Origin of the sequence: Sphingomonas sp. CFBP 13733, assembly GCF_014841795.1 — a bacterium.
GTDB classification, from domain to species: Bacteria; Pseudomonadota; Alphaproteobacteria; order Sphingomonadales; family Sphingomonadaceae; genus Sphingomonas; species Sphingomonas aerolata.
In genome coordinates this window covers 219,425-234,079 of the sequence record NZ_JACYUP010000003.1, presented here as the reverse complement: position 1 = coordinate 234,079, position 14,655 = coordinate 219,425, and the positions used below count along the sequence as shown (strand labels likewise).

General features: G+C 69.4%; 9 protein-coding genes. 7 read left to right on the top strand and 2 right to left on the bottom strand.

The genetic code is table 11. The annotated features are described in order from the left end of the window. The first annotated feature begins 39 nt into the window (after window positions 1-39). From IFT71_RS09610 to IFT71_RS09580, 7 genes are all read left to right on the top strand, one after another. On the top strand, window positions 40-825 hold the full coding sequence (locus IFT71_RS09610) for an enoyl-CoA hydratase-related protein (RefSeq protein WP_192140540.1): 786 nt from the start codon (window positions 40-42) through the stop codon (window positions 823-825). Window positions 826-1,147: 322 nt separating this feature from the next. Then, window positions 1,148-3,298 (top strand): methylmalonyl-CoA mutase, encoded by a 2,151-nt coding sequence (gene scpA / locus IFT71_RS09605; protein ID WP_192140538.1) that lies wholly within the window; start codon window positions 1,148-1,150, stop codon window positions 3,296-3,298. 113 nt (window positions 3,299-3,411) lie between these two features. Beyond that, a complete protein-coding gene (bioB, locus tag IFT71_RS09600; RefSeq protein WP_192140536.1) occupies window positions 3,412-4,455 on the top strand; it encodes a biotin synthase BioB in 1,044 nt (347 codons plus the stop codon). Next, window positions 4,446-4,817: a lysozyme inhibitor LprI family protein gene (locus IFT71_RS09595; RefSeq protein WP_192098630.1), complete on the top strand. Its 372-nt coding sequence runs from the start codon at window positions 4,446-4,448 to the stop codon at window positions 4,815-4,817. Before bioB ends, IFT71_RS09595 begins: the two co-directional genes overlap by 10 nt. Before the next feature lie 55 nt (window positions 4,818-4,872). Beyond that, window positions 4,873-6,918, top strand: a complete 2,046-nt coding sequence (locus IFT71_RS09590; protein ID WP_192140534.1) for an acetyl-CoA carboxylase biotin carboxylase subunit — start codon at window positions 4,873-4,875, stop codon at window positions 6,916-6,918. 248 nt (window positions 6,919-7,166) lie between these two features. Next, on the top strand, window positions 7,167-9,578 hold the full coding sequence (locus tag IFT71_RS09585) for a DUF3772 domain-containing protein (protein ID WP_192140532.1): 2,412 nt from the start codon (window positions 7,167-7,169) through the stop codon (window positions 9,576-9,578). A gap of 65 nt (window positions 9,579-9,643) precedes the next feature. Further along, entirely contained in the window at window positions 9,644-12,289 is a 2,646-nt protein-coding gene (locus IFT71_RS09580) for a TonB-dependent receptor (protein ID WP_192140530.1), read from the top strand. A gap of 41 nt (window positions 12,290-12,330) precedes the next feature. Here the strand turns inward: IFT71_RS09580 and IFT71_RS09575 are convergent, their stop codons facing one another. Next, window positions 12,331-13,872 (bottom strand): ABC transporter permease/substrate-binding protein, encoded by a 1,542-nt coding sequence (locus IFT71_RS09575; RefSeq protein ID WP_192140528.1) that lies wholly within the window; start codon window positions 13,870-13,872, stop codon window positions 12,331-12,333. Continuing rightward, complete coding sequence (locus IFT71_RS09570; protein ID WP_192140526.1) at window positions 13,869-14,630, bottom strand: ATP-binding cassette domain-containing protein; 762 nt, start codon at window positions 14,628-14,630, stop codon at window positions 13,869-13,871. The genes IFT71_RS09575 and IFT71_RS09570 overlap by 4 nt, the downstream gene beginning before the upstream one ends. Window positions 14,631-14,655: the final 25 nt, after the last annotated feature.

Sequence of the window (14,655 nt, the reverse complement as noted above, 5' to 3'; positions counted from 1 at the left end):
GGCTTGCGGACTGGGGCGTAATCGATGGGGGAGACTGGCATGACCGCCTATGAGCATATCCTGAGCGAGCGGCGTGGCGACGTGCTGGTGCTGACGCTCAACCGGCCCGACCGGCTGAATGCGGCGCCGCCGGCGATGTTCGAGGAGATCGCCGCCGCGGTCGCCTCGCTCGACGGTGCGCGGGCGGTGCTGATCGCGGGTGCGGGGCGGGCGTTCTGTTCGGGCGCGGATGTCGGTGGCGGGGCGCTGGGGTCGGATGATCCGGGTGCGGCGACCTATCAGGCGCTGACGGGGAGCTATAATCCGGCGATGGCGGCGATCGCCGATCTGGGCGTGCCGGTGGTCAGCGCGGTGCGCGGACCGGCGGCGGGGATCGGGTGCAGCCTCGCGCTCGCCGCGGATTTCTGTGTCGCGAGCGAGAGCGCGTATTTCCTCCAGGCGTTCGTCAATATCGGGCTGGTGCCCGATGGCGGCGCGTCGTGGATGCTGCCGCGGCTGATCGGGCGCGCACGCGCGACCGAGATGATGATGCTGGGCGAGCGGGTGCCTGCGGCGAAGGCGCTCGACTGGGGGATGGTGCACAAGGTCGTCGCGGACGAGGCGCTCGACGCGGAGGCGTTCGCGCTGGCGGAGCGGCTCGCGGCGATGCCGACGGTGGCATTGGGGCTGATGCGGCGTGCGATCACCGCGGCCTATGCAAGCGATTATGCGGGCGCGATGGAGGCCGAGGCGGTCAACCAGCGGGCCGCGCGCGGGTCTGCGGATTCGATGGAGGGCGGGATCGCGTTCCTGACGAAGCGCAAGCCGGTGTTCACGGGGACGTGACGTCTGGTTCGCGCTCCACCCCGGCGGAGGCCGGGGCCCAGTTGGGCAGCGGCGGATTGGCTGGTGCTGCGCTTCGTTACTGTGACCTTTCCAATTGGGCCCCGGCCTTCGCCGGGGGGGGTGTTTTGGGCATGACTGGCGCGACGAGTTCCACCCGTTCAGACGGGCACGCCGGTGTTCACGGGGCCATGGCGCCGATCGATCGCGCCACCCCGGCGGAGGCCGGGGCCCAGTTGGGTGGCGGCGGATTGGCTGGTGCTGCGCTTCGTTACTGTAAACTTTCCAACTGGGCCCCGGCCTTCGCCGGGGTGGTGTTTCAAGTATGAATGATACGCACAAACCGAATCCGACGCTTGCCGAGTGGGAGGCTGCTGCTGCCAAGGAGGTGAAGGGTGCCGACCTGACCTGGGCGACCCCGGAGGGTATCGACGTCAAGCCGCTCTATACCGCGGCGGACGTGACCGCCGACCCCGGCCTCCCGGGGTTCGCGCCGTTCACGCGTGGGGTGCGGGCGTCGATGTATGCGGGGCGGCCGTGGACGATCCGGCAATATGCGGGGTTCTCGACCGCGGAGGCGTCGAACGCGTTCTACAGGCGCAATCTTGCCGCGGGACAGAAGGGGCTCTCGGTCGCGTTCGATCTCGCGACGCACCGCGGCTATGACAGCGACCATCCGCGCGTGACGGGCGATGTCGGCAAGGCCGGCGTCGCGATCGACAGCGTCGAGGACATGAAGATCCTGTTCGACGGCATTCCGCTCGACAAGATGTCGGTCAGCATGACGATGAACGGCGCGGTGATCCCGATCCTTGCCTTCTTCATCGTCGCGGGCGAGGAGCAGGGCGTGCCGCGGCACCTGCTCGACGGGACCATCCAGAACGACATCCTCAAGGAGTTCATGGTCCGCAACACCTATATCTACCCGCCCGAGCCGAGCATGCGGATCATCTCGGACATCTTCGGCTACACGTCGCGCGAGATGCCCAAGTTCAACAGCATCTCGATCAGCGGCTATCACATGCAGGAGGCGGGGGCGACGCAGCTCCACGAGCTCGCCTTCACGATCGCCGACGGCATGGAATATGTGAAATACGGCGTCGCGTCCGGGCTCGACATCGACAAGTTCGCCGGGCGGCTGTCGTTCTTCTTCGCGATCGGCATGAACTTCTTCATGGAGATCGCCAAGCTGCGCGCCGCGCGCGTGCTGTGGCACCGCGCGATGACCGAGCTGGGCGCGCAGGACGAGCGGTCGAAGATGCTGCGCACGCATTGCCAGACGAGCGGCGTCTCGCTGACCGAGCAGGACCCGTACAACAACGTCATGCGCACGACGATCGAGGCGATGGCGGCGATGCTGGGGGGCACGCAGTCGCTCCACACCAACGCGCTCGACGAGGCGATCGCGCTGCCGACCGACTTTTCCGCACGGATCGCGCGCAACACGCAGATCGTGCTGCAGGAAGAGACGGGGATGACAAAGGTCGTCGATCCGCTCGGCGGCAGTTACTATGTCGAGAGCCTGACGCAGAGCCTGGTCGACGGCGCGTGGACGCTGATCGAGCGGATCCAGGCCGAGGGCGGGATGGCGAAGGCGGTCGCGGCGGGCTGGCCCAAGGCGATGATCGAGGAGGCCGCCGCGGGGCGCCAGGCGCGCGTCGATCGCGGCGAGGACGTGATCGTCGGGGTGAACAAGTACAAGCTCGCCGAGCAGGACGCGATCGAGATCCTCGACGTGGACAATGTCGCGGTGCGGGCAGGCCAGGTCGAGCGGATCGCGCACGTCAAGGCGACGCGGGACGAGGAGGCGTGCCGGGCCGCGCTGGATGCGCTGCGCGAGGGGGCGAAGGGCTCGGAGAACCTGCTCGCGCTGGCGGTCGAGTGCGCGCGGGCGCGGGCGACCTTGGGCGAGATCTCGTCGGCGATGGAGGATGTGTTCGGGCGCTACGGGACGCAGCCGACTCCGGTGTCGGGCGTCTATGGTGGCGCGTATGAGGACGATGCGCGCTGGACGCGGCTGACCGATGGGGTCGAAGCGACCGAGCGGCGGCTGGGACGCAAGCCCCGCATGCTGGTCGCCAAGATGGGGCAGGACGGGCATGACCGCGGCGCCAATCTCGTCTCGTCGATGTTTGGCGATCTGGGGTTCGAGATCGTGCCGGGGGCGCTGTTCCAGACCCCGGCGGAGGTCGCCGCGCTGGCGCTGGCCAAGGACGTCGACGTGGTCGGCGCGTCGAGTCTGGCGGCGGGGCACAAGACGCTGATCCCCGAGCTGATCGGCCACCTGCGCGAGGCGGGACGCGCGGATATCAAGGTGATCGCGGGTGGCGTTATTCCCGCACAGGACTATCAGGCGCTGCGTGATGCCGGGGTCCAGGCGATCTTCGGACCCGGCACCAACCTGATCCAGGCCGCCGAGGACGTGTTGAAGCTCCTCGGCCATAATATGGGCCCGCAAGAGGAAGCCGCAGAATGACCGATACGATGATCCGCACGAGCCCCTCCGGTGACGGCTATGGGGCGCCTGCGAGCCCCTCCCCTTCAGGGGAGGGGTTGGGGTGGGGTTCCGCCGCGAGAGCGACGTCGGATATGCGGACGGGCCCCACCCCCAGCCCCTCCCCTGAAGGGGAGGGGGGCACGGTGCGTATGGACTGGACGCGGGCGGAGATCGCGGCGTTGTTCGACCTGCCGTTCGACGAACTCATGTACCGGGCGCAGACCGTGCACCGGGCGCATCATGCGGTGAGCGAGGTGCAGCTGTGCACATTGCTGTCGATCAAGACCGGCGGGTGCCCCGAGGATTGCGGCTATTGTTCGCAGTCGGCGAGCGCGGATACGCAGCTGAAGGCGGAAAAGCTGATGGACGTCGATGCCGTCCTTGCCGACGCCGCGCACGCCAAGGCGGCGGGTTCGCAGCGGTTCTGCATGGGGGCTGCCTGGCGCAACCCGAAGCCGCGCGACATGCCGAAGGTCGTGGCGATGGTCGAAGGCGTCCGCGCGATGGGGCTGGAGACGTGCATGACGCTCGGCATGCTCGACGCGGAGCAGGCCAAGCAGCTCGCCGATGCGGGGCTCGATTACTACAACCACAATATTGACACCTCGCCGGAGAATTACGGCAACGTCATCACCACGCGGACCTTCGAGGACCGGCTGGAGACGCTGGCGAACGTGCGCGACGCGGGCATCTCGGTCTGCTGCGGTGGGATCGTCGGGATGGGCGAGACGCGCAGCGATCGCGTCGGCTTCGTCCACGCGCTCGCCACGCTGCCGCGGCATCCCGAGAGCGTGCCGGTCAATGCGCTGGTGCCGGTCAAGGGGACGGTGCTGGGCAACATGCTCGCCGACACGCCGCTCGCCAAGATCGACGATATCGAGTTCGTCCGGACCGTCGCGGTCGCGCGGATCACGATGCCGCTGAGCATGGTGCGGCTGTCGGCGGGGCGCGAGAGCATGTCCGAGGCGACCCAGGCGCTGTGCTTCATGGCGGGGGCGAATTCGATCTTCACCGGCGACACGCTGCTGACGACGGGCAATGCGGGCGACAGCGCGGATGCGGCGTTGCTGGCGAAGCTGGGGATGACGCCGATGACGGGTGCCGAACCGATGCGCGAGGCCAAGACATGCTGCTGATCGCACTCCTGGTCGCCGCCGCGCCGATGCAGCCCCAGTCGCAGGCGCAGGCGCAGATGACCCGGTCCGCGGGCAGCAGCTATGCGCAGGCGGATGCGGCGATGACCGCGCAGTGGAAGCGGACCTATGCCTATATGAAGCGGCGCGATGCACAGGACACGTCGCGTGGCGGTGGCTTCGGGTTTGCGGGATCGCTGCTCGAAAGCCAGCGCGCGTGGCTGAAGTTCCGCGACACGCAATGCGTGATCGAGGGCGGGCAATATGCCGGCGGATCGGCGCAGGCGATGACGATCGCCGGCTGCCGCACCGCCCTGACCAAGGCACGGACCGCGCAGCTCAAATCGATGATCTGGTACCAGTAAATACACGTCCGCACCCGGCGCCAAGCCGGGGAGACGGCACAGTTTAGGGCGAGAGATGTTCAAGAAAATCCTGGTCGCCAATCGCGGCGAGATCGCATGCCGCGTGATGCGCACCGCCAAGGCGATGGGGATCAAGACCGTCGCGGTCTATTCCGACGCCGATGTGCGCAGCCCGCACGTGCTGATGGCGGACGAGAGCGTAAGGCTGGGGCCCGCGCCCGCGGCGGAGAGCTATCTCAAGGCCGAGCTGATCCTGCTGGCGGCCAAGGAGACGGGCGCGGACTGTATCCATCCCGGATACGGCTTCCTGTCCGAGCGCGAGAGCTTCGCGCGGGCGTGTGCCGAGGCGGGGATCGCGTTCGTCGGCCCGCCGCCGGCTGCGATCGCGGCGATGGGCGACAAGATCGAATCGAAGAAGCTCGCCAAGGCGGCGGGCGTCAACGTCGTGCCGGGCTATCTGGGCGAGATCGCGGACACCGACGAGGCGGTGCGGATCGCGGGCGACATCGGCTATCCGGTGATGATGAAGGCGTCGGCGGGCGGCGGCGGCAAGGGCATGCGGCTGGCTTATGGCGAGCAGGACGTCCGCGAGGGCTTCGAGGCGACCAAGCGCGAGGGGCTGGCATCGTTCGGCGACGACCGCGTGTTCATCGAGAAGTTCATCGAGAGCCCGCGGCATATCGAGATCCAGCTGATCGGCGACCAGCATGGCAACATCGTCTATCTCAACGAGCGCGAATGCTCAATCCAGCGGCGCCACCAGAAGGTGGTCGAGGAGGCGCCGTCGCCGTTCGTGACGCCGAAGATGCGCAAGGCCATGGGTGACCAGGCGGTCGCGCTGGCGCGCGCCGTCGGCTATTATTCGGCCGGGACGGTCGAGCTGATCGTGTCGGGCGCGGATACGAGCGGCGAGGGGTTCTACTTCCTCGAGATGAACACGCGGCTTCAGGTCGAGCATCCGGTGACCGAGGAGATTACCGGGCTCGATCTGGTCGAGCTGATGATCCGGGTCGCGGCGGGCGAGCCGCTGGGGTTCGCGCAGGACGCGGTGAAGCTGAACGGCTGGTCGATCGAGAACCGGGTCTATGCGGAGGACCCGTATCGCGGGTTCCTGCCGAGCATCGGGCGGCTGGTGCGGTATAATCCGCCCCTCCCGTTCGCCCTGAGCGAGGGTGCTTCGACTTCGCTCAGCACGAACGGGGGAGGAGCTGTGGATTCCGCCGAACCCCGCGTCCGGGTCGACGATGGCGTGCGCGAGGGGGGCGAGGTCAGCATGTTCTATGACCCGATGATCGCCAAGCTGATCACCTGGGCGCCGACGCGCGAGGGGGCGGTCGCGGCGCAGATCGCGGCGCTCGACGCGTTCGAGCTGGAGGGGCCGGGGAACAACATCGATTTCCTGTCGGCGATCATGCAGCATCCGCGCTTCCAGTCGGGGGCGCTGACGACCGGGTTCATCGCCGAGGAATATCCCGACGGCTTCCACGGCGCGCCCGCGGATGCGGTGTTGCTGACGACGCTTGCCGCCGTCGCCGCGTTCGCCGCGACCGCGGAGGCCGATCGCGCGCGGCGGATCGACGGGCAGCTCGGGCGGCGGTTGCGCCCGCCTGCGGACTGGGTGGTGATGATCGGCGGGACCGATCACGACGTGCGCGTGTCGACCGACGGGATTTCTGTCGATGGCGAAGAGCTCGACCTGTCGCTCGAATATACGCCGGGGGATCGGATGGTGATGGTCGAGGGCGACGAGCATCTCACGATCCGCATCGCCAGGGCGCGCGCCGGGTTCAGGCTGACGACGCGCGGCGCGAGCCATGTCGCGCGCGTACTGCCCGCGCGGGTCGCGCCCTATGCCGCGCATCTGATCGAGAAGGTCGCGCCCGATCTGTCGAAATTCCTGATCTGTCCGATGCCGGGGCTGCTGGTGCGGCTCGACGTCGCGGCGGGGGACCGGGTCGAGGCGGGGCAGGCGCTTGCGGTGGTCGAGGCGATGAAGATGGAGAATATCCTGCGCGCGGAGAAGACCGGCGTGGTGAAGTCGGTATCGGCGGCGGCGGGGGACAGCCTGGCGGTGGATCAGGTGATTTTGGAGCTGGAATAGGTTTCAGTTCTTGTGTCCCCGCGGAGGCGGGGACCCAGACTGGGCTCCCGCCTTCGCGGGAGAACAAGGGGTCCACCACCCCGGCGTAGGCCGGGGTCCAGTTGGGGGACGTGGCTGGGCTGATGCTGCGCGTCGTTACTTCAGCCTTCCCAACTGGGCCCCGGCCTTCGCCGGGGTGGTGTGTAGGGAGGGCGGGCCATGGCGGCGGGCTCTCCCGTTTTTGGCTGTGACGCTGTAGAGCCGGGCGGATGATCGTTCCCCGCTATTTCGCCGCGTTGCTGTTGCTCGTGTCCGCTGTGCCTGCCGTCGCGCAGGACGAGGCGAAGGTGGCGTCGGTGGCGGCGGGGCTGACGCGGGCGTCGGCGGAGTTGCAGGCGGTCGACGATGCGGCGGTCGAGGCGCGTGACGATGCGGCGCGGCAGGCGTTGCGGGCGCGGGCGGAGGCGGTGCAGGCGACCGCGGCGGAGGCGGTCAGGGTGCTGACGCCCGAAATGGCGCTGGTCCAGGCGCGGGTGACCGAGCTGGGCGCGGCGACGCCGGGGGTGGTCGAGGCGCCCGAGATCCGCCAGCAGCGCCGGTTGCTCGCGCAGAGCCAGTCGGCGATCGATTCGGCGATCAAGCGCGCGCGGCTGATCGGGGTCGAGGCCAAGCAGCAGATCGACGATATCGGTGCGGCCGAGGCGGAGGAGCTGGGCCAGCAACTGTCCGAGCGCAGCGCGTCGCCGCTGTCGCCGACACTGTGGACCGCGATCATCGATCACCTGCCGCGCGACACGGCGCGGCTGAACCGGTTCGCGGCGACCGGCGTGCGCCAGTTCGTCCAGCGGTTCGACATGCAGGCGGCGATCATCGCGCTGACCGGGCTGCTCGCGGCACTGGTGCTGCTCGTGCCGGTGCGCGGTGCGCTCCACCGGCTGGGGCGCGGCTATGCGACCGATCATGCGCCGGGAGGGCGGATCCGGCGGTCCGCCTATGCGCTGTGGCTGGTGGTGATCGGCACGATGTTGCCCGGATTCGCCGCGCTGGCGTTCGTCCAGTCGCTGCGCTGGTCCGCCTTGCTGTCGCCCGCGTTCGACCAGATCGCGACGCGTTTTGTCGGATTGTCGTTCTTTGCGGCCTTCCTGTCGGCGTTGGGCGGCGCGTTGCTGCTGCGCGCGCAGCCGAGCTGGCGGCTGTTGCCGATCGGCGACAGCGCAGCGCAGACGCTGCGCCCCTTCACCTGGGCGGCGGCGGGGTTGGTGTTCTTCGGCCAGCTGCTGATCACCGCCAACGCGCTGGTCGGCGCGAGTGCGGCGGCGTCGACCGCGGCAAACGCGCTGATCGCGCTGCTCCACCTGGCGCTGATCGCCGGCGTGCTGGTCGCGCTCGGGCGACTGAGGGCGGCGGCACAGCCCGATCCCGAGAAGCCCGCCCGCAACAGCCTGCTCGCGATCGTCGCGCTGGTCGTGTGGCTGGCGGTGCTGGTCGCGTTCGTCGCGACGCTGACCGGATACGTCAATTTCGCGCTGAAGACCGCGCAGTGGATGGTGTGGGGGGCGATCGTCGGCGCGACGCTGTACCTGATGATGACCTTCACCGACGACGCCTGCCGCGCCGCGCTGTCGAGCAGCAACCGGATCGGCCGCAGCGCGAACAGCGGCTTCGGGGTCGGCAACCGGACGGTCGACCAGATCGGCGTCCTGCTGTCGGCGGTGCTGCGGCTGATGCTGATCATGCTGGCGTTCGGCGCGGTGATGGCGCCGTTCGGGGCGGGCGTGACGTCGGTGTTCGAGCTGTTCGGGACGCTTGCGGGCGGGATCACGGTCGGCGAGATCACGATATCGCCTGGCGCGGTGCTGCGGTCGATCGCGGTGCTGTTCGTTGCGCTGGCGATCATGCGCGGGCTGCAGCACTGGCTGGTCAACAGTTACCTGCCGACGACCGCGATGGACGCGGGCGCGCAGAATTCGGTGACGATGGTCGCGCGCTATGCGGGGATCATCGCCGCGGTGCTGTGGGCGCTCGCCGCGCTCGGCATCGGCATGGAGAAGCTGGCGGTGGTGCTCGGTGCGCTGTCGGTGGGCATCGGCTTCGGCCTGCAGGCGATCACGCAGAATTTCGTGTCGGGGCTGATCCTGCTCGCCGAGCGGCCGGTCAAGATCGGCGACTGGGTGCGGATCGGCAACCAAGAGGGCGATGTGAAGCGGATCAACGTGCGGTCGACCGAGATCCAGGTCGCGGACCGATCGACGCTGATCGTCCCCAATTCGGAGCTGATCACCAAGACGATCCAGAACATGACGCTGGCCGCGCCGATCGGGCGGATCCAGCTGCAATTCTCGGTGCCGATCGAGAGCGATCTCGACGCGGTGCGGACGATGCTGTTCACCGCCTTTGCCGACCAGAGCGAGGTGCTCGACGATCCCGAGGTGAAGGTGTTCATCGATTCGGTCGATGGCGGCCGCGCGAAGCTCAACTGCTTCGCCTATGTCGCGAGCCCGCGCGACGCCTATCCGGTGCGCAGCGCGCTGCTGTTCACGCTGTTGCGCCAGTTCCGCGAGGCGGGGATCGATCTCGGCGCGACGACGACGCGGATGGAGCTGATCGGGACGCCCCCCGCCGTCGGGGCCGCCGCCGGGGCCGCCGGAATCATGGCCGGACCGACCGACGCGGCGCGGTGAAGCGGCATAATCCTGCGACAATTGGCCCCTAGGTGCCGGGGTCAGGTCGATGGGATGTCAGGGTTATGCGTACACTGGGTTTGATGCTGGCGGTGAGCCTGCCGGCGATGGCGGCGGCGCAACAGGCGCCTGCGCCGGTGCCAGCGACAGAGGGCGCGCAGACGGACGGCGCCGCCGCCGAGCCGGAGGATAGCGTCGAGGGCGAGGAGATCGTCGTCACCGGATCGCGCAAGCTGCCCGGATCGGTGGTCGGCGACATTCCGCCCGACCAGACGCTCGGCCAGGCGGACATCCGCTCCTACGGCGTCAGCTCGGTGTCCGACCTGCTCGCCGAACTCAGCCCGCAGACGACGAGCGGGCGCGGCAGCGGGGGCGCGCCGGTGGTGCTGCTCAACGGGCGGCGGATCTCGAGCTTTTCGGAAATCCGCGACATCCCGACCGAGGCGATCCAGCGCGTCGAGATCCTGCCCGAGGAGGTCGCGCTGAAATATGGCTATCGCGCGGACCAGAAGGTCGTGAACTTCGTGCTGCGCCGCCGCTTTCGCGCGGTGACCGCGGAGGCGATCGACCGGATGCCGACCGAGGGGGGGACGAACACGCCGCAGGCCAAGCTCGACCTGCTGACGATCGCGCGCGACCGGCGGGTGAACCTGCATGCCGAATATACGACGAGTTCGGCGCTGACCGAGGCCGAGCGCGACATCGTGCCGATCGCGGGGGGCAACGGCAGCGGGGCGGTGGGAGCGGGCGGCACGGTCGTCGATCCGACGCCGTTCCGCACGCTGCAGGGCCAGACGAGTACCTTCACCGCGAACAGCGTCTATGCGCGCAACATCTTCGGCAATGTCGGCGCGACGATCAACGGACGGCTCGAATCGACCGACAGCCGCAGCCTGAACGGCCTGCCCGTCGCCGCGCTGACGCTGGCGGACGGCAGCGTGATCAACCGTGCGCTCGACGATCCGGGCTTCCTGCCGCTGGCGCAGCGCGCGTCGTCGATCGCGGCGCATCTGGGGACGACGCTGAACGGCGATGTCGGCACGTGGCGCTGGACGGTGACGGGCAATTACGATCGCAGCGATACGCAGACCTTCACCGATACGGGCGTCGATGCGGGCGCGTTCAATGCGCGGCTGGCGGCGGGCGATCCGACCGCGGTGCCGCTGGGCACGCTGACCGCGGCAGATATCGGCGCGGCGGCGGGCAACCGCGCCTATGCGACGCAGAGCATCGGCGGGATCGACGCGGTCGCCAATGGCCGGCTGTTCGCGCTGCCCGCGGGCGACGTGTCGACGACGCTCAAGCTGGGCGCGGAGACCGCCGATTTCGACAGCCGGTCGGATCGCGGCGGGTTCGCGCAGCGCGGCCAGGTGGCGCGCGACACGGTCAACGGCCAGGTCAATGTCGACCTGCCGATCGCGAGCCGGTCGAAGGACGTGCTGCCGTTCCTCGGCACGCTGTCGGCGAACTTCAACCTGGCGCAGGATCATTTGTCGGATTTCGGCACGCTGACCACGCTTGGTTACGGCGCGAACTGGGCGCCGATCCCGGCGGTGCGGCTGATCGCGTCGGTGACCGACACCGACCAGGCGCCGACCGCGCAGCAGCTGGGCAATCCGTCGATCACGACGCCCAATGTCCGCGTGTTCGATTATGTCCAGGGCACGACCGCGACCGTCACCACGATCAGCGGCGGCAATCCCGGGCTGAGCGCGGACAATAACCGCGTGACCAAGCTGGGGCTGACGGTGAAGCCCTGGGCAGGGCGCGAGGTGACGCTGACCGCCAATTATGTCGACAGCCGGACCGACAATCCGATCGCCGCCTTCCCGGCCGCGACCGCGGCGATCGAGGCGGCGTTTCCCGACCGGTTCGTCCGCGACGCGACGGGCGCACTGTTGCAGGTCGACCGGCGGCCGATCAATTTCGCGCGCAGCGAACGCTCCGAACTGCGCTGGGGGATCAATTTCTCCGCGCCGCTGAAGTCGAAGATCCAGCGCGAGCTCGAGGCGTTTCGCGCGGGGACGGGGCCCAATCCGTTTGCCGGGATGCAGCCGCCGGGCGGCGGGCGGCCTCGGGGTGAAGGCGGGCGGGGTGAAGGCGCGCGGGGTGAAGGACCGCGGGGCGAAGGCGCCGGGCCGGGTGAGGGACGTGGCGGCGGTGGCCCGGGCGGTCCGGGCGGCGGGGGCGGCGGCTTCGGGCGCGGCGGGCGCGGGCAGGGCGGCGGGCGCGTGCAGTTCGCGCTGTATCACACCTGGCGCTTTACCGACCGCGTGCTGGTCGCGGAGGGCGGGCCGAGCCTGAACCTGCTCGACGGCGATGCGATCGGCAATAATGGCGGGTCGGCGCGGCACAGCCTCGAGGCGCAGGCGGGCTATAGCAACAACGGGCTCGGCGCGCGGCTGTCGGCGAATTACGCGGAGGGCACGCGGGTCGATGGCGGGACCGCGGCGGCGCCCGAGACGCTCAATTTCGGCGGGCTGGCGACCGCAAACGTGCGGCTGTTCGCGGATCTGGGGCAGCGGCTCGAATGGGTGAAGGCGCGGCCGTGGCTGCGCGGGATGCGCGTCACGCTGTCGGTCGACAATGTGTTCAACACGCGGCAGCGGGTGACGGATGCGAGCGGGGCGGTGCCGAATACCTATCAGCCGGATTATCTCGATCCGCTGGGGCGGACGGTGCGGTTGAGCGTGCGGAAGCTGTTTTTCTGAGGCTCGCGTCATCCTGACTTTCGTCAGGATGACGGGTGGGGTTAGAGGCCGATCTTGCTCGCGAGCCAGCGGGCGGCGGCTTCGGGGGTCTGTTTGTCGGTGTCGCGGTCGACCTGGTAGTTGGCGGTGCGCATCGCCTCGACCGGGATGCGGCCGATAAGCGGGCGGAGCGCTGCGGTGAAGCGCGCGTCATTCGCGCGGGCGGGGGCGACCATCAGGATCGCGTCATAGCCCGGAATCGCGTGGCGCGGGTCGGTGAGCACAGTCAGCTTGTCCGCGGCGATCCGGCCGTCCGAGGAAAAGGCGGAGATGACGTCCGCCTTGCCGCTCTGCAGCGCGCGGTACATGAAGGTCGGGCTGTACGGCGTGGTGCGTGCGAAGCGGAGCGGATAGGCGCGTTTCACTGCCGCCCATTCGGGGCGTTCGAGGAATTCGAGGTCGCTGCCGAGCGTCAGGCCGGGCGCGGCCTTCACCAGATCGTCGAGGCTCGCGATGCGCTGGCGGCGCGCCACGTCCGCCTTCATCGCAAAGGCATAGGCGTTCTCGAACCCGAGCGTGCCGACCAGGCCGACGCCGTGCGTGCTCTTCGCCCAAGCGCCGATATCGGCGACCATCTTGGTGCGCTCGGGCACGTCGCTGCGCTTCATCTCGTTGGCCCAGATCGTGCCGGCATAATCGACATAGACGTCGATATCGCCGCCTGCGAGCGCACCGAAGACGAGCGCGGAGCCCAGCCCGTCGCGATAGGTGACGGTGTAGCCCGCGCGCGTCAGCCGGTCGCCGATCAGCCGCGCGAGGATATATTGCTCGGAGAAATTCTTCGCGCCGACGACGACCGTCCGGTCGCCGCCGCCGCCGCGGGGCCAGAGCGGCGCGGTGGCGAGCGCGGTCCCTGCGACCAGCAGCGCGGCGCTCGCGATCCACAGCCAGCGGCGACGTGCGCGGATGCCCTGTTCGATCCCGCCGATCAGCGCGTCGACGATAAGCGCGAGCGCCGCCGCGCTGACGCAGCCGGCGAGGACGAGTGCCCAGTTCTGCGTCTGGAGCCCGGCGAAGATCAGGTCGCCCAGACTCGGCTGGCCAACCGTGGTCGACAGCGTCGCCGCGCCGATCGTCCAGACCGCGGCGGTGCGGATGCCGGCGACGACGACGGGGGCGGCGAGCGGGGCCTCGACGAGGCGGAGCTTCTGCGCGGGCGTCATGCCGACCGCGTCGGCGGCCTGCGACACCGCGGGATCGAGCCCCTGCAGCCCCGCGACCGCGTTGCGCAGGATCGGCAGCAGCGCATAGAGCGTGAGCGCGATCAGCGAGGGGAGGAAGCCCAAAGCGGGGATCCCGCCGCCGACCAGCGCGGACAGGCTGAGCAGCAGCGGATAGAAGAGTGCGAGCAGCGCGAGGCTGGGGACGGTCTGGACGAGGCTGGCGAAACCAAGCGCGACGCGCGCGACCGCGGCGTTGCGCGCGGACCAGATGGCGAGCGGCAGGCTGATCGCGATGCCGAGCATCAGCGCCGCCGCGGACAGCAGGACGTGGCTGGCGAGCAAGGGCGGCACGCGGGTCAGCGCGTCGAGGAACGCGCTCATGCGACGAGCGCCCGGAGGCGGTCGGCCTGCGCGCGCGGGACCTGGACCAAAGCCTGGGCGTCGTCGCCGCCCTCACCCGCGACGAGCGCGGCGGGGGTCGCATCGGCGACGATCCGCCCGGCCTTCATGACGAGCACGCGGTCGGCGAGCAGCAAGGCCTCCGCCATGTCGTGCGTGACGAGGATGGTGGTGAGGCCCAGCCGGTCGTGCAGCTCGCGGATGCGCGTGCCGAGCGCGTCGCGGGTGACGGGATCGAGCGCGCCGAACGCCTCGTCGAGGAGCAGGAGCTTTGCCCCGGGTGCGAGCGCGCGGGCGATGCCGACGCGCTGGCGCTGGCCACCCGACAGCGCGTCGGGCAGGCGTCCGGCGATGCCGCGCGGCAGGTCGACGAGTTCGAGCAGCGCGCCGACATCCGCCTCGTCGCCGCGGCCGGCGATGCGCAGCCCGATCGCGATGTTCTCGGCGATCGTCATGTGCGGGAACAGGCCGATATTCTGGAAGACATAGCCGACCAGGCGGCGCAGCGCGGGCGCGGGGCCGTGCGTGACGTCGGTGCCGTCGAGCAGGACGCGGCCGTCGCTGGGCTCGACGAGGCGGTTGATCGTTTTCAGCAGGGTCGACTTGCCTGATCCGGACGTGCCGACGAGCGCGACGAAGCTGCCGCCCGCGATCTCGAGCGAGACCGCATCGACCGCGATCGTCGCGCCGTAAGCCCTGGTGACGCGTTCGAAAGCGAGCGCTGGAGATTGATCTGGCATCTGGGCGCAGGATGCGGGAAACATA